Raw genomic sequence first — 20360 nt, 5'->3', positions numbered from 1 at the left:
GGTCTCCGTAGCAGTCTCTTGGTTCCGCCGGGGTGGTCAGACGCGTTCGACGATCGTGGCGATGCCCATGCCGCCGCCCACGCACAGGGTGGCGAGGCCGTAGCGCTTGTCCTGGCGCTCCAGTTCGTCGACGAGCGAGCCGAGGATCATGGCGCCGGTGGCGCCGAGAGGGTGGCCGAGGGCGATCGCGCCGCCGTTGACGTTGACCTTGTCGAGGGACAGGCCCATGTCGCGCGCGAAGCGCAGGACGACCGCCGCGAACGCCTCGTTGATCTCGACGAGGTCGATGTCGTCGATGGTCAGGCCGGCCTTGGCGAGGGCCTTGCGGGTGGCGGGCGCCGGACCGGTGAGCATGATGGTGGGCTCGGAGCCGGAGACGGCGGCGGAGACGATCCGCGCGCGCGGGGTGAGGCCGTACCGCTCGCCGACCTCCTTGGAGCCGACCGCGACGAGCGAGGCGCCGTCGACGATGCCGGAGGAGTTGCCCGCGTGGTGGACGTGGTCGATCTTCTCGACCCAGTGGTACTTCTGCAGCGCCACGGCGTCGAAGCCGCCCAGTTCGCCGATGGAGGCGAAGGAGGGCTTGAGCCTGGCGAGGGAGTCGGCGGTGGTGCCAGGGCGCGGGTGCTCGTCGTGGTCGAGGACGACGAGGCCGCCGCGGTCCTTGACCGGCACGATCGAGCGGTCGAAGCGGCCCTCCTTGACGGCGGTGGCCGCCCGCTCCTGGGAGAGGGCGGCGTACTCGTCGACGTCCCGGCGGGAGAAGCCCTCGATGGTGGCGATGAGGTCGGCGCCGATGCCCTGCGGCACGAAGTTCACGGCGAGGTTGGTCATCGGGTCGTTGAACCAGGCGCCGCCGTCGGAGGCCATCGGCACCCTGGACATCGATTCCACGCCGCCCGCGAGGACCAGGTCCTCCCAGCCGGAACGGACCTTCATGGCGGCCAGGTTGACGGCCTCCAATCCGGAGGCGCAGAAGCGGTTCTCCTGTACGCCCGCCACGGTGTCCGGCAGTCCGGCGGCGATCGCGGCGATCCGTGCGATGTCGGAGCCCTGGTCGCCGACCGGTCCGACGACGCCGAGCACGATGTCGTCGATCGCGGCCGGGTCCAGGCTCGGGAAGCGCTCGCGCAGCTCGTGGATGAGCCCGACGACGAGGTCGATGGGCTTCGTGCCGTGCAGGGCGCCGCCTGCCTTGCCGCGCCCGCGCGGGGTGCGGATCGCGTCGTAGACGTACGCTTCGGTGCTCACGGGGAGGCCTTTCGGTGAGGGTCGGGGAGCTGGTGGTCTCGGGGGTCGGCGAGCCGGGGCAGGTCCCAGTCGCGGGCCACGGCGGCGGTGTCGGCGCCGGGACGCGTGGGCCCGCCGCGCACGGCGGTCGGGGTGGCGGAGAAGCGGGGCGCGGGGGCGGGCTGGGTGAGGCCGTCGTGGTCGGTGAAGGTGCCGCGGGCGGCGAGGTGCGGGTGGTGCGGCGCCTCGCGCAGCGACAGCACGGGTGCCACGCAGGCGTCGGTGCCCGCGAAGACGGCCGTCCACTCCTCGCGGGTGCGGGACCTGAAGCGGGCGGCGACGGCCTCGCGCAGGTCGCCCCAGCGGGTCGGGTCCGTGCGGGCGTCGTCGAAGCCGTCGAGGCCGAGGGCGCGTAGGAACTCGTCGTAGAAGCGCGGCTCCAGGGCGCCGACGGCCATGTGGCCGCCGTCGGCCGTCTCGTAGGTGCCGTAGTAGGGGCAGCCGCCGTCGAGGAGGTTGGCTGCGCGGCGATCCCGCCAGGCGCCGGCGGAGAGCATTCCGTGGATCATGGCGGAGAGGTGGGCGGTGCCGTCGACGATGGCGGCGTCGACGACCTGGCCGGCACCTGTCGCGCGCGCGTGGTGCAGCGCGGCGAGGACGCCGACGACGAGGTAGAGGGAACCGCCCGCGTAGTCACCGAGGAGGTTGGCGGGGGCGGGCGGCGGGGTGCCGGGGGCGCCGATCATGCCGAGGGCGCCGGTGACGGCGATGTAGGCGATGTCGTGGCCGGCGCGCTGGGCGAGGGGGCCGTCCTGGCCCCAGCCGGTCATCCGGCCGTAGACGAGCCGGGGGTTGCGGGCGTGGCAGGCCTCGGGGCCGACACCGAGGCGCTCGGCCACGCCGGGTCGGTTGCCCTCGATGAGCACGTCGGCGCGGGCGGCGAGGTCGAGCACGCGCGCCGGGCCGTCCGGTGCCTTGAGGTCGACCAGGACCGAGCGCTTGTTGCGGTTGGTGACGTCGTGGACGGGGTCGATGCCCAGGGAGGTGCCGCCCGGGCGGTCCACGCGGACGACGTCGGCGCCGAGGTCGGCCAGCAGCATGGCCGCGAAGGGGCCCGGCCCGATGCCGGCCAGTTCGACCACGCGCACACCGGCGAGCGGGCCGTGCCCCGCCGTCCCCGCTGTCGTCGTCATCCAGCCCCCTTGCTGTGACACAACCGATGTAACACCAGTGATGCTAAGAACCCGTTCCAGCGGACACAAGAGCGGGCGAGCAAGCGCTTGGCCAGTTCTCGGAAGGCGGAGCCGGTCCGGGGGCCGCCGTCCGCCCGCCGCCGGCGTCAGCGGCCGTCGAGTTCCGCCGTGCGCCCCTTCCGGGCGATCGCGCGGTAGCTCTCCTCGACCCAGTCGCACAGCAGCTCGGCCGCGGGGGCGCCCTCCGGCGCCAGCGGGACGCTCACCCAGCCGGCCCGGCCGAGGCCGTACCCGGCGGGCGCGGCGCCCGGGGAGGCCAGTGCGTGGGCGTGGGCCGTCTCGTCCTTCAGCTTGACCGTGAGGCCGAGGGGGTGACCGCCGTCGTCGACGCCGAGGAAGACGAACACCTTCCCGTCGACCTTGGCGACGGTCTCGCCCCACGGGAACTCCTCCGTCGCGCCCGGCAGTCCGAGCGCGAAGCGGCGTACTTTCTCCCGTTTCCTCACGGCGTTGTCGTCCACGGCCACCTGCTGCCTCCGGGCTCGTCCTCGCGCTCCGCCCTCCTCACGCTAGCCTCAGCCACCGACAGCGGCGCGGGCAGCGAGACCAAGGGGTGTCATGAGCAGGCTGAAAAGGACGGACCGTCCGTACGATCTCGTGCTCTTCGGGGCGAGCGGCTTCGTCGGGACGCTCACCGCCGAGTACCTCGCGGCCCACGCGCCCGGCGATCTGCGCTGGGCGATCGCCGGGCGCGACGAGGAGAGGCTGCGGCGGCTGCGGGACCGGCTGCCGGGCGGTGCGGAGCCCGGTGTGCTGCGGGCGGACGTGTCCGATCCGGCCTCGCTGCGCGCCCTCGCCGAGCACGCGCGCGTGGTGGCGACGACCGTCGGCCCCTACGTGACGTACGGCGAGGAGCTGGTGGCCGCCTGCGCGGACGCCGGCACCGACTATCTCGACCTCACCGGCGAGCCGGAGTTCGTGGACCTGGCCTACGTCCGGCACGACGCACGCGCGCGGGAGACGGGCGCCCGGCTGGTGCACGCCTGCGGGTTCGACTCGGTCCCGCACGACCTGGGGGCGTACTTCACGGTCCGGCAGCTCCCGGAGGGCGTGGCACTGACCGTGGACGGCTATGTGAGCGCCGACGCCACCTTCTCCGGCGGGACGTTCGCCTCCGCGCTGGGCCAGTTCGCCCGCGGCCGGCAGATGGCGGCCGCGGCCCGCGAACGGCGCCGGCACGAACCGCGCCTGATGGGCCGCCGGGCCACGGCCCCGCTGGGAACACCCCGGTTCGCCCCGGAGGTCGGCGCCTGGGCGCTGCCCCTGCCGACGATCGACCCGCAGATCGTGCGCCGGTCGGCGAAGGCCCTGGAGCGTTACGGCCCCGACTTCCGCTACCGCCACTACGCGGCCGTACGTCGGCTGCCGGTGGCGGTGGGCGGGAGCGCGGCCGTCGGCGCGCTGTTCGCCGCCGCCCAGGTGCCGCCCGCCCGGCGCTGGCTGTCCGACCGGCTGAAGCCCGGCGAGGGCCCGAGCGCGGAGAAGCGGGCACGGAGCTGGTTCTCGGTGCGGTTCGTGGGCGAGGGCGGCGGCCGGCGGGTGTACACGGAGGTCTCCGGTGGGGACCCCGGCTACGACGAGACGGCGAAGATGTTCGCCGAGGCCGCGCTGGCCCTGGCCTTCGACGACCTGCCGGAGACGGCCGGGCAGGTCACGACGGCGGTGGCGATGGGCGACGCGCTGACCGAACGGCTGCGCGCGGCGGGCATCCGCTTCCGGGTGGCGGCGAGCCGCTGACCGCGCGGCCGGCAGCCCGTCGGCTCAGACCTGCCACTCCACCAGCGTGTGGATCATCCCGGCGATCCAGCCGAGTCCGGCCAGGACGGCGAGGATCAGCGCCGCGTTCACGGCGCGCTCGACGGGCCGGTCGGGGTCGGCGAGGGGCTTCGGGGCTCGGTGCGTCGTCATGCGGCCAGCCTGCCGGTCGCGCACCGGGCCCACATCCGTACAGGTACTCAGGACGACCTACGCGTACTCGGTTTGGGCTACGCGGCGTGTCCGGCCCCTGGGGCGTCACCGCGCCGCCCTGACGGCCGTCGGCACCTACGGACCGGGTCCGCGCCGCCCTGACGGCCGTTCGGCACTTACGGACCGGGGCGCGCGTCCCGCGGTACCGGTGGAGAACTCCTGCCTCGCTGTCGGCGCGCTGTTTCCGAACCGTGACGAGGGGCGTCCCCACCTCCCCCACCTGCACTGTCGTACGGGCCGCCCGGACCGGCACCCCCGGTACGCCCGCCATCTATACACTCGGCGTATACACAGTGTGTAGAGTGCGGAAACCGATCCACGCCGGCCGGAAGCGGCCGCCGCCCGACTCGACGAACTCCGTGAGGCTCCGACCCGATGACGACTTCTCCTCCAGGCCCCCTGCTCACCGCGCACGACCTGCGCAAGGCGTACGGTCCGACCCTCGCGCTGGACGGCGCCGAGTTCTCCATCCACCCCGGTGAGGTCGTCGCCGTCATGGGCCCCTCCGGGTCCGGCAAGTCCACCCTCCTGCACTGCCTCGCCGGCATCGTGCCGCCCGACTCCGGTTCCATCACCTACGACGGGCAGGAGCTGGCGACGATGAGCGACGCCCGGCGCAGCGCGCTGCGCCGCTCCGAGTTCGGGTTCGTGTTCCAGTTCGGCCAGCTCGTACCGGAACTGACCTGCGTGGAGAACGTCGCCCTGCCGCTGCGGCTGAACGGCGCCCCCCGCAAGGACGCCGAGCGCACCGCGCTCGGCTGGATGGAGCGCCTGGAGGTCGACGACCTCCGGGACAAGCGTCCCGGCGAGGTCTCCGGCGGCCAGGGCCAGCGCGTCGCCGTGGCCCGGTCGCTGGTCACCGGACCGCGCCTGCTGTTCGCCGACGAACCCACCGGCGCCCTCGACTCCTCCAACGGCGAACGCGTGATGGAACTGCTGACCGAAGCGGCCCGCTCGACCGATGCCGCCGTCGTCCTCGTCACCCACGAGACACGCGTGGCCGCCTACTCCGACCGCGAGATCGTCGTCCGCGACGGCAGGTCCCGTTCCATGGAGCGCGCCGTATGAGTCCTCGCCAGTGGGTCCGAGACCTGGCCATGGGGGCCCGCTTCGCCGTCACCGGCGGACGCGAGGGCTGGGTCCGGATGACGCTCACCGCCGTCGGCGTCGGCCTCGGCGTGGCACTGCTCCTGCTGTGCACCGCCCTGCCCAACGTGTTCGCCGCCCGCGACAAGGTGGAGGACGCCCGCTTCGACAACACGTTCCAGTACTCGGAACAGGCCCCGCCGAAGGCCGACGACACCGTCCTGATCGCCGCCACCGACACCACCTGGCACGACGACGACATCCGGGGCCGGCTCGTCGAGCCCGAGGGCGGACGGGCGCCGTTGCCCCCGGGGGTCGACAGCTTCCCGGGCAAGGGCGAGATGGTCGTCTCCCCCGCGCTCGAGGCCCTGCTCGCCTCGGACGGCGCCGAGCTGCTGCGGGAGCGGCTGCCCTACAGGATCACCGGCACGATCGGTGAGAGCGGACTCATCGGTTCCCACGAACTGGCCTACTACGCGGGCGCCTCGGGGCTGAAACCCACGGACTTCTCCCCGGTGCACCGGCTGACCGGGTACGGCGACCCGGACGCGACGGCCGAGAAGACCGACCCGGTGCTGCTGCTCATGGTCCTGGTCGTGTTCGTGGTGCTGCTCACCCCGGTCGCCGTGTTCATCGCCGCCGCCGTCCGCTTCGGCGGCGAGCGCCGCGACCGCCGGCTGGCCGCGCTGCGCCTGGTGGGCTCGGACAGCCACATGACCCGGCGGATCGCGGCGGGCGAGGCACTCGCCGGAGCCCTGCTCGGCCTGGTCGTCGGCACCGCCTTCTTCCTCCTCGGCCGTCAGACGCTGGGCTCCGCCGAGGTGCTGGGCGTGAGCGTCTGGCCCAGCTACCTCGATCCCTCCCCCGCGCTCGCCGCGCTGGTCGCCGTGGCGGTCCCGGTCGCCGCCGTCCTCGTCACGCTGCTCGCGTTGCGCGGCGTGGTGGTGGAGCCGCTGGGCGTGGTGCGCGCGGCGAAGCAGCGCCGCCGCCGGCTGTGGTGGCGGCTGCTGCCGCCCCCGGCCGGCCTGGCGATGCTCTACCCGTTGATCGGCAAGGGCCGCGAGCACGGCGACTTCAACCAGTACCTCGTCATCGGCGGCGTGCTGCTGCTGCTGATCGGCATCACCGCGCTGCTCCCCTGGGTCGTGGAGGCGGTCGTCGTCCGCCTCGGCAAGGGCCCGCTGTCCTGGCAGCTCGCGGTACGGCGGTTGCAGCTGAGCAGCGGGACAGCCGCACGCATGGTCAACGGCATCGCCGTCGCCGTGGCCGGCGCCATCGCCCTGCAGATGCTGTTCACGGGAGTGCAGAGCCAGTACACCGAGGCCACGGGCCAGGACCCCGGCCGGGTCCAGATGCAGGTCGATTTCAGCGACCGAAAGCCGCTGTCCGGTGTCGAGCGCGCGTTCACCGGCACCAAGGGAGTGAAGGCCGCAGTGGCCCTGGCCATCTCGCAGTACGGGGACGCGCGCCGCGACCCGAAGAACAGCAACAGCATGACCGTGGGTGACTGCGCCGCCCTGCGCGAACTCGCCACGCTTCCCTCCTGCGAGGACGGCGACGTCTTCGTCACCCGGACGAGGAGCGGCTACACCTCCGCCGGCAACGCCGCGGAGATCGCCGTGGTGAAGCCCGGTCGGCGGCTCTGGATCGACCCGTCGTACGGCGACGTCACCGAACGCGGCCTCGAGGTGCCCTGGACCGTTCCGGCCGACGTGCGGGTGGTGGACGCGCGCAAGGACTCACTGGGGGACGCCAACAGCGTGCTGGTCACCCCCGCCGCCCTGCCCACCGGGGCCGCGCCCGCGGTGTACGCGAACGGGGTGTACCTGCGGCTGGACCCGTCGGTGCCGGACGCGCGGGAGTACGTGCGCAACGTGGTCGCCCGGACCGACCCCCTGGCAGACGCCTACAGCTGGTCGGCGACCGAGGAGGACGCCCGGTACGCCTCCCTCCGCACCGGCCTGTTCGTCGGCTCCGCCTTCGTGCTGGCGCTGATCGGCGCGAGTCTGCTGGTCTCCCAGCTGGAGCAGCTGCGCGAGCGCAGGAAGCTGCTCTCCGCGCTGGTCGCCTTCGGCACCCGGCGCCGCACGCTGAGCCTGTCGGTGCTGTGGCAGACGGCCCTCCCGGTCGGACTCGGCCTCGTGCTGGCCACCACGGTGGGTATCACCCTCGGCTCGGTGCTGCTGAAGATGACCCGTACACCGGTGGCCGTGGACTGGGCGAGCGTCCTGACCATGACCGGCGTGGGCACGGCCGTGGTCGGCGTGGTCACGCTGCTCAGCCTGCCGCCGCTGCTGCGGATGATGCGGCCGGAGGGCCTGCGCACCGAGTAGCCCCTCGCACATCCCCGCCCTGGGCTCCTCCGGCCGGGAGGAGCCCAGGGCGGGCGGTGCCGGTTCCTGCCCCGGCCGTCGACTTCCGCCTTTGCGCCCGCAGGCCGGCGCCGGAGTGCCCCGTACGGGGCGTACCCGGCCCGGGGCGTGGAGCGCGCCCGGACCACGGGACCAGGGGTTCGCGACGGCCGACGACGAGGCCGCGTGTCGGCCGCCGGGTAGGTCCATAACCTCCCCGGCCGCCGGGACGTTGACCGTGGCATGCCCGCACGGACCCTCGCTCGAAGCATCGGCATCGGCATCGGCATCGGCATCGGCATCGGCATCGGATGCACTGTCGCTCTCGGCGCACTTGTCAGTGCCCAGCCCGCGTCGGCCGGAGGCATCCTGCCCATCGCCGGCCCCGCCTTCGGCAACCTCTGCCACAACACCTCCGGAGCCGCGGCCGGCGGCACGGCGACCGGCGGCGTCGGCACCGCCGGTGGCAACGTCGCCCAGCTTCCCCAGGACGACAGCCACCAGCACTGCGGCGGTGCGGAACTGCCCATGGTCGGCAGTCTGGCCGGCCTGGGTCTGGGCAGTCTCGCCCTGGGCGGCGGGGCTGACAGCGGCCGGCGCTCCGGCAGGGCGGGCATCCACGCGATTCCCGGTGTCCGGCGCCGGTCGAAGGTCCGGCTCAGTGCCCGGTGGTCGCCTCCCGAAGCGCCCCGCGGCACAGCGCGTCCGCCCGCCGGGTCGACTCCGGCAGGCGGAACCGCGGAGCCAGGGCCAGGACGTGGGCGCAGGCGTTGTCCAGGCTCACCCGGTGGCCGACGGAGACGAAGACCGGCTTGACGCCCGCGCGCGTGCGCAGGGCGCGCCCCACCTCCTCGTCGTCGGCGAGCAGCGGCGCCGCGGACCCGCGCGCGTCGGCCGGGTCGGTGTACGTGAAGGTGAACGGGTTCTTCGCGACGCCGATCGTCGGCAGCCCGGTCAGAACCCCGAGATGGCTGGCGAGGCCGAAACGGCGCGGGTGGGCCAGGCCGTAGCCGTCGCAGACGACCAGGCCGGGCGCGCACGGCAGGGCGTCCAGGGCGGCGAGCACCGTGGGGATCTCACGGAAGGCGAGCAGGCCGGGGACGTAAGGGAAGGAGATCCGTCCCACCGCGGTGGCCTCGGCGACCACGGCGAGACTCGCCGCGTCCAGCACGACGGCCGCCGCCGCGACCACGTCCCGCTCGTCGTCGTAGGCGACGTCGACACCCGTCACGTGCCCGGTGCCGGGTGGCGGTCCCGCCTCGCGGAGCACCACCCGCGCCCGCAGCTCGTCCTGGACGGCGCGGGCCTCTGCCTCGGTCGCGGGCCAGCCCGCCGGAACGCTTACGGTCGTCATGGTGAGGACGAGCCTACGGGGCCGGTCCGGACGACGTAGGCTCGCGATCATGTTCGTACTGGAACTGACCTACACCGCACCGCTGGACGCCGTCGACGCGGTCCTCCCGGACCATGTGACCTGGCTCGACGAGCAGTACGCGCGCGGGGTGTTCCTGGCGTCCGGACGCAAGAACCCCCGCGACGGCGGGGTGATCGTCGCCGTCGCGGAGGACCGCGCCCGGATCGAGGACGTCACGGCGGGCGACCCCTTCGTCCTCGCCGGCGTGTGCGCGTACCGCGTCACGGAGTTCGAGGCCACCAAGACGACGCCCGAGCTGGAGCGGTACCGGGTCACGCCCGGCTGAGCGGGCCGCCCCGTCGAACCTTGCCGGCCGTCGGTCCTGGCCGTCAGTTCTTGCCGAGGGCGCGTTGCAGCTGGCTCTTGTTCATGTCCGAACGCCCGTGGACACCGCGCCGCTTGGCCTCCTCGTACAGCTGGTCGTAGGTGGGGCCCCCGGAGCCCTTCCCGGACCGCTGTCCGCCCCGCTCGCCGGACGACTTGTCCTTCGTGGAGGTCCGGCTCGCGGTCTTCGACTCGCCGGACCGGGCGCGCTCCTTGTTCACCGTGCGGGCGGCGATCTCCTTCGCCCGTCCGGTGCTCTCCCCCCGCTCCTCGGCACTGTCCTTGATGTGCTCGTACTGACGCTCGCGCTTGGGGCTGGAACCGCGTGGCATGTGCGCTCACTCCTCTCGTGTCCGGACCGCCGGGTACCCGCGATGGCCGGAGTTCTTCCTCCGGCCCGGCGACGAGACCCCTACGGCCCCTCCAGGCGCGCCACCCGCCCCTGTTCGCCGGCGGCCCAGCAGCCGCGGTCGGGGGCGCAGTCGACGGTGTCGTACGAGCCGGTGTCGACAGTGCGCCAGGTGCGGCCGGCGTCGGTGGTCAGGTCGGTGCCGGTGGGGCCGACCGCGAGGGCGGCGGTGCGGCTGTGCGGCAGCCAGGCGACGCCGGAGCGGTAGGCGGGCGGGGGTGTGCCGGCCGGCCGCCAGGTCCGGCCCGCGTCGCCGCTCGTGGCCGCCGCCGACGGGGAGGGCTGGTCGGCGCGGTAGTCGCCGCCGACCGCGAGACCGTGGCCGCGGTCGCGGAAGGCGAGCGCGAACACCCCGCGCGCGGGGTCGCCCGCCGGGATCGGGGCGTCGGCGACCGTCCAGGTCCGTCCACGGTCCGCGGAGTGCAGCACGCGCGCGCGGGCGGCGCCGCCGGTGGCCAGCCACACGTCCCGGGGGCCGGCCGACACCAGGCACTGCCCGCTCGCCGCGAAGCCCGCCTCGCCCGGCAGCGCCGGCGGCATGCCCGTGTCCGGCAGCACCGTCCAGGAGCGGCCGCCGTCGCTGGTCGACAGGGTGCGGAACCTGCCGTCGACGGGGTCGCTCATCGCGAGGCCGTGCCGGCGGTCGAAGAAGGTCAGGCAGTCGTAGAAGGCCCGCGCGTCGGTGTTGCGGAACGACTCCGACCAGCTCGCCCCGCCGTCGTCGGTGCGGTACACGCGGGAGGCCTCGCCCTCGCCGATGGCCAGCACCACGGCGTGCCGCGCGTCGAAGGCCTCGACGTCGCGGAACTGGAGGTCGGCGGCGCCGGGCGGGGAGACGTTGCGCCAGCTGCTCCCGCCGTCGGTGGTGCGCAGGACGGTGCCCCGCGTTCCCGCCACCCAGGCGGTGCGCCGGTCGACCGCCGCTAGCCCGCGGAAGCGGACGGCCGGGGCGCCGGTGTCCTTGAGCGCCCACGCGGGCGCCGGGCCGCCCGGCCCGGCCTCCCGCTGCGCCTGCGCCGGTACGGCCGTCAGCACGGCCAGCACCGCCGCGCAGGCCGCTCCCGCCGCCGCCGCACGCCCCGCGCGCCTGGCCGGTGCCGTGCGCGCCGTACGGATCGGGTGTCGCGTCTTCCCCAAGGGCCTCATGGCGGGCGAAGCTAGTCCACCGCACCTGCGGCGTCCAGATGGCCGCGATCACCCCAACCGCCCGACGAGACACGGCAGGAGAGGTGAGTCACTCCCGTGCATGAAGGCGGTGACCGAGGTCACTCGGATCTCGTGTGCACGGATCGGCCGGTTCCGGCGTCTCTTCCAGTGTCCGGCCCACCCGCCCGGAAGTCCGTCCCGCCGTCACAAGGGAGCAAGGCGTTGTCCATCGTCATCGAGCAGCCCGTCGAGGCGCGCCTGGTCGCCGCCGCACCTCGGATGCAGAGCATCCCCGCCACGCTGCACTACGACCGGCGTGATCCCTTCGCCGTCCGCATGACCTTCCCGGCCCCGGCCACCCTGGAGGGCGTGGACGTCTGCTGGACCTTCGCCCGCGACCTGCTCACCGCGGGTCTGCACGACGCCGAGGGCGAGGGCGACGTCCGCGTGCGGCCGTACGGGTACGACCGGACGGTGCTGGAGTTCCACGCGCCCGAGGGCACCGCGATCGTGCACGTGCACTCGGCGGAGATCCGGCGCTTCCTCCAGGCCACCGGCGAACTGGTACCGGCCGGTCTGGAACACCTGCAGCTCGACCTGGACCGCGACCTCGCGGAGCTGATGCGGGACGCGCTCTAATATCCGTTGACAGCCCTTCCGGCCCGCTCCTACGGTGTACAACGCATCTGTCGCCGCCGATAGGAGAAGGACGTTGCTCGTCTGAGGTCAGAGACACCGCACCGCACACCCCGCCGGGTGTGGGTGCCGCGTGCGACCTCGGCGTTCGAGCCGTCCTTCGCGGAGCAGGGCCTCTCCACGGCTGTCCGTGCCCCTTCGCTCCGCCCGCTCCCGCGGTGGTCGCCGCCTCCGGTGTCTCGATACGCGTTGCCCTGACCGCACACGCGACCGCGAGGCCCTCTTGTCATCTTCGATCACCTGCACGTCCCTCTCCTTCGCCTGGCCCGACGGCACCCCCGTCCTGGACGGGCTCGACGTCGCCTTCGGCCCCGGCCGGACCGGACTCGTCGGCGTCAACGGCTCCGGCAAGTCGACCCTGCTGAAGCTGATCGCCGGCGCACTGACCCCCTCGGACGGCACCGTCCGCACCGTCGGGGAGGTCGGACACCTCCCGCAGAACGTCACACTCGACACCTCCCTCCGCGTCGACGAGGCCCTCGGCATCGCCACCCGCCGGGCCGCGCTGCACGCCATCGAGGCCGGGAACGTGTCCGAGAAGCACTTCGACACCGTCGGCGACGACTGGGACGTCGAGGAACGCGCCCTGGTCACCCTCGGCGAACTCGGACTCGGTCACATCGGCCTGGACCGCACCGTGGGCGAGGTGTCGGGCGGCGAGTCCGTCCTGCTGCGGCTGGCCGCACTGCTGCTGCGCCGGCCGGACATCCTGCTGCTCGACGAACCGACCAACAACCTCGACCTGTACGCCCGACGCCGGCTGTACGCGGCCGTCGCGTCCTGGCCGGGCGTGCTGGTCGTCGTCAGCCACGACCGGGAACTGCTCGAACTCGTCGACCAGATCGCCGACCTGCGCGCCGGCGAGGTCACCTGGTACGGCGGCAACTTCTCCGCCTACGAGGAGGCGCTCACCACCGAGCAGGAGGCCGCCGAGCGCATGGTGCGCGTCGCCGAGTCCGACCTGCGCAAGCAGAAACGCGAACTGTCCGACGCCCACATGAAACTGGCCCGGCGCAGGCGTTACGGCCAGAAGATGTGGGACCAGAAACGCGAACCGAAGATCGTCATGGGGGCGCGCAAGCGGGCGGCGCAGGAGTCCGCCGGCAAGCACCGCATCATGCACGAGGAGAAGCTCGCCGAGGCCAGGGAGCGGCTGGACGAGGCGGTCGAGGCCGTCCGGGACGACGACGAGATCCGCGTCGACCTGCCGTACACGGCCGTACCGCCGGGCCGTGACGTCCTCAGCCTGCTGGATCTGCGGCTCGCGTACGGCGCGCGCGTGGAGGGCGGTTTCGACCTGCGCGGACCCGAGCGGGTGGCGTTGGTGGGGCGCAACGGCGCGGGCAAGACGACGCTGCTGCGCACCATCGCCGGGGAACTGGCCCCGGTCGCGGGCGAGGCGCACGCGCACGTGCCGCTGCGTTTCCTGCCAGAGCGGCTGGACGTCCTCGACGACGGGCTGACGGTCGCCGAGAACGTGGCCCGCTTCGCGCCGGACGCCACCAACAACCGGATCAGGGCGCGGCTGGCACGCTTCCTCTTCCGGGGCGCCCGCGCCGACCAGAAGGCGGCGACGCTGTCCGGCGGCGAACGGTTCCGGGCGACGCTCGCCGCGCTGATGCTGGCCGAGCCCGCGCCGCAGCTGCTGATGCTGGACGAGCCGACGAACAACCTCGACATGGCGAGCGTGCGGCAGCTCACGTCCGCCCTGGAGTCCTACCAGGGCGCGTTGATCGTGGCCAGCCACGACCTGCCGTTCCTGGAGTCGATCGGGATCACCCGCTGGCTGCTGCTGGACGGGGAACTGCGGGCGACGTCGGCGCGGGAGCTGGCGGATCCGGCGTAGCGCGGCGGGTCTCAGGAGGGCCACAGCCCGGCGGCGAGGGTTTTGCCGCCGTGCACCGGCCCTGCATGATGGCTGACCGGCGCCCCTTCCCGGGGCGCCGGTCAGCCACCGCCGACGCGAAAGACCTGGACGTGCCCAGCAAGAAAGCCCTCATCCGCCGCCCCGGCCCACGCCTCGCCGAAGGCCTGGTCACGCACGTCGAGCGCGGAACGGTCGACGTGGGCCTCGCCCTGGAGCAGTGGGAGGCCTACGCCGAGGCCCTGCGGGCCAACGGCTGGGAGACCATCGAGGTCGACCCCGCCGACGACTGCCCGGACTCCGTGTTCGTCGAGGACACGGTCGTGATGTACCGCAACGTCGCCCTGATCACGCGCCCCGGCGCCGAGTCCCGGCGCGCGGAGACCGCCGCGGTGGAGGAGGCCGTCGCCCGGCTGGGCTGCTCGGTCAACTGGATCTGGGAGCCCGGCACGCTGGACGGCGGCGACGTCCTCAAGGACGGCGACACGGTCTACGTCGGCCGGGGAGGCCGTACCAACGCGGCCGGGGTCCAGCAGGTGCGGGAGGCCTTCGAACCGCTCGGGGCGAGGGTCGTGGCCGTCCCCGTGAGCAAGGTGCTGCACCTGAAGTCGGCCGTCACCGCGCTGCCCGACGGCACGGTGATCGGCCACATCCCGAAGGTGGACCGGCCGGCGCTGTTCCCCCGGTTCCTGTCCGTACCCGAGGAGTCCGGCGCCCACGTGGTGCTGCTCGGCGGACCGAGGCTGCTGATCGCCGCGAGCGCGCCCAGGACCGCGGGCCTGCTCGCCGACCTCGGGTACGAACCCGTCGTGGTCGACATCGGCGAGTTCGAGAAACTGGGGGGGTGTGTGACGTGTCTCTCGGTGCGGCTGCGGGCCCTATACGCCTGATCGGGTGAACGCGCCACCGGATTAACCCCGGGACCTGGGTGTCCCGGCGTAATCCGGGGTACCCGGCAAGGTGCCCGGCGTGTCGCGCAACGCGGCTGATCAGCAGTCTTTACACCGAACTTAACCTACGGCTACGTAACCTACGGGTTCGTAGCCTACGATCCCGTAAGTTCCGGCACCGCCTGCCGGACGTAGTCCGCATTGCATCACGTCCCCCTGGAGTACCCGTGACGATCACCTCTCCGAACCTCGGCAGCCCCTCCGCCGTCTGGACCGACGCCCGGCTGCTGTACGCCTTGGAAGAAGTGGTCGAGACGGAACTGAACCGGCACCTGAAGGTCGCCAAGGACTGGATGCCGCACGAGTACGTGCCGTGGAGCGACGCCCGCAACTTCCCCGGCTTCTTCGAGGACGGCCAGGCCTGGGAGAAGGAGCAGTCGAAGGTCACCGAGATCGGCCGGATCGCGCTGGTGGTGAACCTGCTCACCGAGGACAACCTCCCCAGCTACCACCACGAGATCGCCTCGCTGTTCGGCCGTGACGGCGCCTGGGGCACCTGGGTGCACCGCTGGACGGCCGAGGAGGGCCGGCACGGCATCGTGATGCGCGACTACCTGCTCGCCTCCCGCGCGGTCGACCCCGACCAGCTGGAAGCGTTCCGGATGGTCCACATGAGTGAGGGCTTCGAGTCGGACAACCGCCACTCGATGCTGCACTCGGTGGCCTACGTCGCCTTCCAGGAACTGGCGACCCGCATCTCGCACCGCAACACCGGCCACCAGTCCGGCGACCCGGTCTGCGACCGCATGCTGGCGCGCATCGCGACCGACGAGAACCTCCACATGGTCTTCTACCGCAACCTGCTGAAGGCCGCCTTCGAGCTGGCACCCGACCTCACCATGCAGGCGGTGCGGGACGTGGTCGTGAACTTCCGCATGCCCGGCCACGGCATGCCCGGCTTCGAGCGGGCGGCGGCCCAGATGGCCATCGGCGAGGTGTACAACATGCGCATCCACCACGACGACGTGCTCCAGCCCGTCCTGCGCCACCTGAGGGTCCTGGAGATGGACGGCCTGGGCCCGGAGGGTCTGAAGGCGCAGGAGGAACTCGGCCTCTACATGGGCGGTCTGGACGCCGAGGCCTCGAAGTTCGACGAGAAGCTGGCGGCACGCAAGGCCCGCATGGCGGCCCGCGCCGCGGGCTGACCCGCCACACCGCGACCCACCACGTCGCGACCCACGCCGCACGTGACGGCCCGCCCCCGGGAATCGGTTTCCGGGGGCGGGCCGTTCGCGCCTGCGGCCTCCTGCCGCCACGCCCGCCGCTCCACGGCCAGGCAGGCGCTCGGTTCCCTGCTCGGTCCGGGCGCCGAGCACGCCTCGTCCGGATCCGGGACCCGGAGGGTTCTGCACCACCCCGAACCCGAGGGACCGGACGCTCCACCGCGCGGGCTCGATCGGATGCGGAGCGGCGGAGGACACGCCCTGTCGACACATCGACTTGTCGTCTGAAGGCTGCGCGGACGGTGCGGGCCGTGGAGGACGCCGGTGTGGCCGGCCCCGGCCGACAGGGCGTCCTCGCGTCGGCATCGGGCGCCGGTCGCGGTCGTCGCAGCGGCCTCGGCGCCGGCACCTCGGCGGCGCGTGCCTCGCGGCGCCCGGCCGCCCGTCGCGGGCGATGGACGCGGCTACCTGTCCGCAAGCGCTCCCGGTTCTTGACCGCACCCCCGCGATGCGGTCGTACACCCGCCCTCGGGGTCCGGCGTGCGGCGCGGGTTCAGTGCGAGGCGCGGCGCGGGTTCAGTGCGAGGTGCGGCGCAGGTTCAGGCGTTCCTTCTCCGACAGGCCGCCCCATACGCCGAAGCGTTCATCGTGGGCGAGGGCGTAGTCGAGGCACGCGGTCCGCATCTCGCACATGCCGCAGATGCGCTTGGCATCCCGCACCGAGCTGCCGGGTTCCGGGAAGAAGAAGTCCGCCCCGGTCTGCGCGCACAGTGCCTCCCGCTGCCAGGCGAGGTCGGGGGTGGTGATCGTGTCGGTGAACATGGCCCGAATCGTGGCCCACGGCGAAAAACGTTCCATCAACGACGGATATACGCGGCGCGTCAGGGCCCCCGGCCGCACTGATGGTGCCCCCACGACGGACCGTGGCGCACGGCGGCGCGCCGGACCGACCGTCGGCGCTCCGGCAGCGACTGCCGGTGGGCCTCTGCCCTGGACGGTCCGGCACGCACACACGGCAGGGTGCGGTTCCCGCCGGTGGACGCTGTGCCGCTGGCCGCTACGCCGAGGCGCGGTGCACCAGGGTGGTCGGCAGGACCAGACCGCCCGGAACGGCCGGTTCCGCGGGGTCCGGGGCAGTCTCGCCGGCGTTGCCGCGGTTGATGCTGCCCAGCAGGAGGCGGGTCATGATGCGGCCCATCTCCTCGATGTCCTGACGGACCGTGGTCAGGGGCGGGTCGCTCTGTTCGGCGACCGGCACCATGTCGTCGAAGCCGACCACGGCGACGTCCTCGGGCACCCGCAGCCCGCGTTCGCGCAGCACGCGCAGGACGCCGGAGGCGGTCAGGTCGTTGGCGGCGAAGACGGCGTCGACGTCCGGGCAGCGGTCGAGAAGGTCCCGCATGGCACGCTCGCCCCCGCCGGGCGTGAAGTCGCTCTCCACCACGAGCCGCGGGTCGGCGTCCCCCATCACGTCCCGCCAGCCCTGGAGCCGGTCCGCCGCGGAGGTCTGGTCGAGCGGTCCGGTGATGTGCGCGACGCGGGTGCGGCCGAGTCCGACGAGATGGCGTACGGCGGTACGGGCGCCGCCGCGGTTGTCGCTGTCCACGTAGACGACGTCGCGCGTGCCGTCGCCCCAGCCGGGGCGGCCGCCGAAGACCGTCGGGACCCCGGCGCCCTGGATCAGTCCCGGGAGGGGGTCGTCGACGTGGAGGGAGAAGACGAGGGCGCCGTCGACATGGCCGCCGGCGAGATAGCGGGCGACCCGGCCGTGATCGTCGCGGCCCTCGGTGAGCAGCAGCACGAGCTGGTTGTCGTGAGCGGTCAGCTCCTTGCTGATGCCGCGGAGCTGGAGGGCGAAGAAGGGGTCGGCGAAGACCCGTGCCTCCGGTTCGGCGATGACGACGGCGACGGCGTCGTGCCGCTTCGTCACCAGGCTGCGGGCGGCCTGGTTGGGGACGTACCCCAGCTCCTCCACAGCCTGCCGGACCCGCTCGACGAGCGGCTCACGGACCCCGTCCCCACCGTTGACGACCCGTGAGACGGTCGCCCGCGAGACGCCCGCCCGTGCGGCCACTGCCTCCAGTGTGGGACGCGGCACTGTGTCGCTCACTTCGGGGCTCCTCCTCGGTGCGGTGCGGCTCAGGATAGCCGCGCGGGAGAGGAGGTGAGAGCGCTCTCGAACGCCCTCGACGTGGGTGGGGCGTCGCTGTGGTCCGGGACCGGACCTTGTGCGGCGCCGTGCGTCAGGGGGTCGTCGGCACGTCCGGCCCGTTCTTGCGGGCCCGGCTCGGCTGCACCCGCCTGGGTTCGCCCGGCATCTTCGGATACTCGGGCGGGTACGGCAGATCACCGAGTCCGTGGTCGTGTTCGTCGCGGCGGGCCAGCTCCAGGAGGGCGTCGAGCGAGTACGCGTGCTCGTCCATCTCCGCGTGCACGTCGCCGAGTTCGGCGTAACGGACCTGCATGCTCACGATGTCGAAGTCACGGGGGTGGGCCACGCCGACCTCCTCCCAGGTCAGGGGTGCCGAGACGGGGGCGTGCGGGCGGGGGCGTACGGAGTAGGCGGAGGCGATGGTGCGGTCGCGGGCGGTCTGGTTGTAGTCGACGAAGATCCGCTCGCCCCGCTCCTCCTTCCACCACTTGGTGGTGACCCGGTCCGGCATCCGGCGTTCCAGCTCGCGGCCGGCGGCGATGGCGGCGCGGCGGACCTGGGTGAACGTCCAGCGCGGCTCGATCGGCACGAAGACGTGCAGGCCGCGTCCGCCGGAGGTCTTGGGCCAACCGCGCAGGCCTCCGAACTCCTCGAGTACGGCACGCAGTTCATGGGCGGCGTGGACGGCGTCGTCGTAGTCGGTGCCGGGCTGCGGGTCGAGGTCGACGCGGAGTTCGTCGGGGCGGTCGACGTCGCCGCGCCGCACCGGCCAGGGGTGGAAGGTGAGTGTGCCGTACTGGGCGGCCCACAGCACCGCGGCCGGTTCTGTGGGGCACATCTCGTCCGCGCTGCGGCCGCTGGGGAAGGTGATGTGGGCGCGCGGGATCCAGTCGGGCATGTTCTTCGGCGCCCGCTTCTGGAAGAACGATTCGCCGGTCACCCCGTCCGGGTAGCGCTCCAGGGTGGTGGGGCGGTCGCGCAGGGCGCGCAGGATGCCGGGGGCGACGGCCTGGTAGTAGCGGGCGAGGTCCAGCTTGGTGAAGCCGCGCTCCGGGAAGAAGATCTTGTCCGGGCTGGACAGCCGCACGGTCCGGCCGGCCACCTCGAGTTCCACCGCATCGCCCATGCGAGCCACGGTAGGCGTACCTCGCACAGCTCGCACACCGGGCGGTTCGGGCGGTTTCCGCACAGAATCGGACCATGGATCTGCCCGTCATGCCGCCCGTGAAGCCCATGCTCGCCAAGTCGGTGGCGGCGATTCCGCCGGGGATGCAGTACGAGGCGAAGTGGGACGGTTTCCGGGCGATCGTGTTCCGCGACGGCGCCGAGGTCGAGCTGGGCAGCCGTACCGGCAAACCGTTGACCAGGTACTTCCCCGAGCTGGTGGCGGCGTTGCGGGAGCGGTTGCCCGAGCGGTGCGTGCTGGACGGGGAGATCGTGATCGCCCGTGACGGCCGGCTGGACTTCGACGCGCTGACCGAGCGGATCCACCCGGCGGACTCGCGGGTGCGCACGCTCGCCGAGCGGACGCCGTCCTCCTTCGTCGCCTTCGACCTGCTGGCGCTGGCCGACGAGGCGCTGCTGGACGTGGCGCTGACCGACCGGCGGGCGCTGCTGGAGCGGGCGTTGGACCAGGTGACGCCGCCCGTGCATCTGGCGCCCGCGACGACGGACATCGACGTGGCGCGGCGCTGGTTCGAGGAGTTCGAGGGGGCCGGCCTGGACGGGGTGATCGCCAAGCCGCTGACGCTGGCGTACCGCCCGGACGAGCGGGCCATGTACAAGGTCAAGCACGAGCGGACCGCGGACGTGGTGGTGGCCGGGTACCGGTTGCACAAGAGCGGGCCGGTGGTCGGCTCGCTGCTGCTGGGTCTGTACGACGACCGGGGTGCCCTCCAGCATGTCGGCGTGTCGGCCGCGTTCACGATGCGGCGCCGCGCGGAGCTGGTCGAGGAGCTGGAGCCGCTGCGCCTGGACGACGTACGGGGGCATCCCTGGGCGGCGTGGGCGGAGGAGGCGGCGCATGAGGGTGCCCGGCTGCCGGGGGCGCCGAGCCGCTGGTCGGGCAAGAAGGACCTGTCCTGGGTGCCGCTCAGGCCGGAGCGGGTGGCCGAGGTGGCGTACGACCACATGGAGAACGGGGCGCGTTTCCGGCACACGGCCCGATTCCGGCGCTGGCGCCCGGACCGGACCCCGGAGAGCTGCACGTACGGGCAGCTGGAGGAGCCGGTGCGCTACGACCTCGCGGAGATCCTCGGGGCGCCGCCGCGGACGGCGCCCTCCTGACCCTGCCCCGCGCCCCGATCGAGGTTCACCATCGGGGTTCACCCTGCCCCGCGCCCCGACCCTCATTC

General features: G+C 73.2%; 19 protein-coding genes. 9 read left to right on the top strand and 10 right to left on the bottom strand.

The features are described 5' to 3' along the window. Positions 1 to 36: 36 nt before the first annotated feature. The 3 genes from ACFYO5_RS13925 to ACFYO5_RS13915 form a co-directional block, all read right to left on the bottom strand. A complete protein-coding gene (locus ACFYO5_RS13925) occupies positions 37 to 1251 on the bottom strand; it encodes an acetyl-CoA C-acetyltransferase (RefSeq protein WP_356566433.1) in 1215 nt (404 codons plus the stop codon). Next, positions 1248 to 2423, bottom strand: a complete 1176-nt coding sequence (locus tag ACFYO5_RS13920; protein ID WP_388708198.1) for a CaiB/BaiF CoA transferase family protein — start codon at positions 2421 to 2423, stop codon at positions 1248 to 1250. The genes ACFYO5_RS13925 and ACFYO5_RS13920 overlap by 4 nt, the downstream gene beginning before the upstream one ends. Before the next feature lie 146 nt (positions 2424 to 2569). Beyond that, entirely contained in the window at positions 2570 to 2950 is a 381-nt protein-coding gene (locus ACFYO5_RS13915; RefSeq protein ID WP_356566429.1) for an MmcQ/YjbR family DNA-binding protein, read from the bottom strand. Between the two features lie 91 nt (positions 2951 to 3041). Here ACFYO5_RS13915 and ACFYO5_RS13910 point away from each other — a divergent pair, with 91 nt between their 5' ends. Further along, positions 3042 to 4220 carry a saccharopine dehydrogenase NADP-binding domain-containing protein gene (locus ACFYO5_RS13910; RefSeq protein ID WP_356566427.1) on the top strand — a complete coding sequence of 393 codons (1179 nt, stop codon included), beginning with the start codon at positions 3042 to 3044 and terminating at the stop codon, positions 4218 to 4220. A 24-nt stretch (positions 4221 to 4244) separates the two neighbouring features. Here the strand turns inward: ACFYO5_RS13910 and mmpA are convergent, their stop codons facing one another. Further along, positions 4245 to 4391 carry a morphogenic membrane protein MmpA gene (gene mmpA / locus ACFYO5_RS13905; RefSeq protein WP_388708193.1) on the bottom strand — a complete coding sequence of 49 codons (147 nt, stop codon included), beginning with the start codon at positions 4389 to 4391 and terminating at the stop codon, positions 4245 to 4247. 435 nt (positions 4392 to 4826) lie between these two features. On the opposite strand from mmpA, the gene ACFYO5_RS13900 reads away from it, so the two are divergent. Both ACFYO5_RS13900 and ACFYO5_RS13895 read left to right on the top strand, forming a co-directional pair. Beyond that, positions 4827 to 5519 carry an ABC transporter ATP-binding protein gene (locus ACFYO5_RS13900; protein ID WP_388708191.1) on the top strand — a complete coding sequence of 231 codons (693 nt, stop codon included), beginning with the start codon at positions 4827 to 4829 and terminating at the stop codon, positions 5517 to 5519. Next, entirely contained in the window at positions 5516 to 7870 is a 2355-nt protein-coding gene (locus ACFYO5_RS13895; RefSeq protein WP_388708189.1) for an ABC transporter permease, read from the top strand. The genes ACFYO5_RS13900 and ACFYO5_RS13895 overlap by 4 nt, the downstream gene beginning before the upstream one ends. Before the next feature lie 676 nt (positions 7871 to 8546). Here ACFYO5_RS13895 and ACFYO5_RS13890 read toward each other — a convergent pair. Next, entirely contained in the window at positions 8547 to 9242 is a 696-nt protein-coding gene (locus ACFYO5_RS13890) for an endonuclease V (RefSeq protein WP_388708186.1), read from the bottom strand. Between the two features lie 49 nt (positions 9243 to 9291). Between ACFYO5_RS13890 and ACFYO5_RS13885 the strand changes: the two genes are divergently transcribed. After that, positions 9292 to 9588 carry a YciI family protein gene (locus ACFYO5_RS13885; protein WP_388708184.1) on the top strand — a complete coding sequence of 99 codons (297 nt, stop codon included), beginning with the start codon at positions 9292 to 9294 and terminating at the stop codon, positions 9586 to 9588. 43 nt (positions 9589 to 9631) lie between these two features. On the opposite strand, the gene ACFYO5_RS13880 is transcribed toward ACFYO5_RS13885, so the two are convergent. Together ACFYO5_RS13880 and ACFYO5_RS13875 are read right to left on the bottom strand one after the other, a co-directional pair. Then, a complete protein-coding gene (locus tag ACFYO5_RS13880; RefSeq protein WP_356569565.1) occupies positions 9632 to 9958 on the bottom strand; it encodes a plasmid stabilization protein in 327 nt (108 codons plus the stop codon). A gap of 80 nt (positions 9959 to 10038) precedes the next feature. Continuing rightward, positions 10039 to 11181 carry a WD40/YVTN/BNR-like repeat-containing protein gene (locus tag ACFYO5_RS13875; protein WP_388708181.1) on the bottom strand — a complete coding sequence of 381 codons (1143 nt, stop codon included), beginning with the start codon at positions 11179 to 11181 and terminating at the stop codon, positions 10039 to 10041. Between the two features lie 222 nt (positions 11182 to 11403). Here ACFYO5_RS13875 and ACFYO5_RS13870 point away from each other — a divergent pair, with 222 nt between their 5' ends. From ACFYO5_RS13870 to ACFYO5_RS13855, 4 genes are all read left to right on the top strand, one after another. Then, on the top strand, positions 11404 to 11820 hold the full coding sequence (locus ACFYO5_RS13870; protein ID WP_388708178.1) for an SsgA family sporulation/cell division regulator: 417 nt from the start codon (positions 11404 to 11406) through the stop codon (positions 11818 to 11820). 280 nt (positions 11821 to 12100) lie between these two features. After that, complete coding sequence (locus ACFYO5_RS13865; RefSeq protein WP_388708175.1) at positions 12101 to 13723, top strand: ABC-F family ATP-binding cassette domain-containing protein; 1623 nt, start codon at positions 12101 to 12103, stop codon at positions 13721 to 13723. A gap of 131 nt (positions 13724 to 13854) precedes the next feature. After that, positions 13855 to 14631 (top strand): dimethylargininase, encoded by a 777-nt coding sequence (gene ddaH, locus ACFYO5_RS13860; protein WP_388708173.1) that lies wholly within the window; start codon positions 13855 to 13857, stop codon positions 14629 to 14631. Between the two features lie 227 nt (positions 14632 to 14858). Beyond that, positions 14859 to 15836 (top strand): acyl-ACP desaturase, encoded by a 978-nt coding sequence (locus tag ACFYO5_RS13855; RefSeq protein WP_356569574.1) that lies wholly within the window; start codon positions 14859 to 14861, stop codon positions 15834 to 15836. A gap of 594 nt (positions 15837 to 16430) precedes the next feature. On the opposite strand, the gene ACFYO5_RS13850 is transcribed toward ACFYO5_RS13855, so the two are convergent. From ACFYO5_RS13850 to ligD, 3 genes are all read right to left on the bottom strand, one after another. After that, positions 16431 to 16676 carry a WhiB family transcriptional regulator gene (locus ACFYO5_RS13850; protein WP_356569576.1) on the bottom strand — a complete coding sequence of 82 codons (246 nt, stop codon included), beginning with the start codon at positions 16674 to 16676 and terminating at the stop codon, positions 16431 to 16433. Positions 16677 to 16911: 235 nt separating this feature from the next. After that, positions 16912 to 17964 (bottom strand): LacI family DNA-binding transcriptional regulator, encoded by a 1053-nt coding sequence (locus tag ACFYO5_RS13845; protein WP_388708169.1) that lies wholly within the window; start codon positions 17962 to 17964, stop codon positions 16912 to 16914. A 133-nt stretch (positions 17965 to 18097) separates the two neighbouring features. Then, positions 18098 to 19132: a non-homologous end-joining DNA ligase gene (ligD, locus tag ACFYO5_RS13840; RefSeq protein WP_356569580.1), complete on the bottom strand. Its 1035-nt coding sequence runs from the start codon at positions 19130 to 19132 to the stop codon at positions 18098 to 18100. A gap of 74 nt (positions 19133 to 19206) precedes the next feature. Between ligD and ACFYO5_RS13835 the strand changes: the two genes are divergently transcribed. Further along, positions 19207 to 20292, top strand: a complete 1086-nt coding sequence (locus ACFYO5_RS13835; protein WP_388708165.1) for an ATP-dependent DNA ligase — start codon at positions 19207 to 19209, stop codon at positions 20290 to 20292. The last annotated feature ends 68 nt before the right edge of the window (positions 20293 to 20360 follow it).

The organism is Streptomyces sp. NPDC006259, from assembly GCF_042870975.1.
Classification (GTDB): domain Bacteria; phylum Actinomycetota; class Actinomycetes; order Streptomycetales; family Streptomycetaceae; genus Streptomyces.
Note: the sequence above shows the minus strand (reverse complement) of the source record. Positions and strands in the feature narration are given on the sequence as shown.

Coding starts and splice junctions, on each gene's coding strand:
- ACFYO5_RS13900 (WP_388708191.1), top strand. CDS start 4,827: ATGACGACTTCTCCTCCAGGCCCCCTGCTCACCGCGCACGACCTGCGC.
- ligD (WP_356569580.1), bottom strand. CDS start 19,132: ATGGGCGATGCGGTGGAACTCGAGGTGGCCGGCCGGACCGTGCGGCTG.
- ACFYO5_RS13835 (WP_388708165.1), top strand. CDS start 19,207: ATGGATCTGCCCGTCATGCCGCCCGTGAAGCCCATGCTCGCCAAGTCG.
- ACFYO5_RS13850 (WP_356569576.1), bottom strand. CDS start 16,676: ATGTTCACCGACACGATCACCACCCCCGACCTCGCCTGGCAGCGGGAG.
- ACFYO5_RS13895 (WP_388708189.1), top strand. CDS start 5,516: ATGAGTCCTCGCCAGTGGGTCCGAGACCTGGCCATGGGGGCCCGCTTC.
- ACFYO5_RS13910 (WP_356566427.1), top strand. CDS start 3,042: ATGAGCAGGCTGAAAAGGACGGACCGTCCGTACGATCTCGTGCTCTTC.
- ACFYO5_RS13875 (WP_388708181.1), bottom strand. CDS start 11,181: ATGAGGCCCTTGGGGAAGACGCGACACCCGATCCGTACGGCGCGCACG.
- ACFYO5_RS13880 (WP_356569565.1), bottom strand. CDS start 9,958: ATGCCACGCGGTTCCAGCCCCAAGCGCGAGCGTCAGTACGAGCACATC.
- mmpA (WP_388708193.1), bottom strand. CDS start 4,391: ATGACGACGCACCGAGCCCCGAAGCCCCTCGCCGACCCCGACCGGCCC.
- ACFYO5_RS13885 (WP_388708184.1), top strand. CDS start 9,292: ATGTTCGTACTGGAACTGACCTACACCGCACCGCTGGACGCCGTCGAC.
- ACFYO5_RS13890 (WP_388708186.1), bottom strand. CDS start 9,242: ATGACGACCGTAAGCGTTCCGGCGGGCTGGCCCGCGACCGAGGCAGAG.
- ACFYO5_RS13920 (WP_388708198.1), bottom strand. CDS start 2,423: ATGACGACGACAGCGGGGACGGCGGGGCACGGCCCGCTCGCCGGTGTG.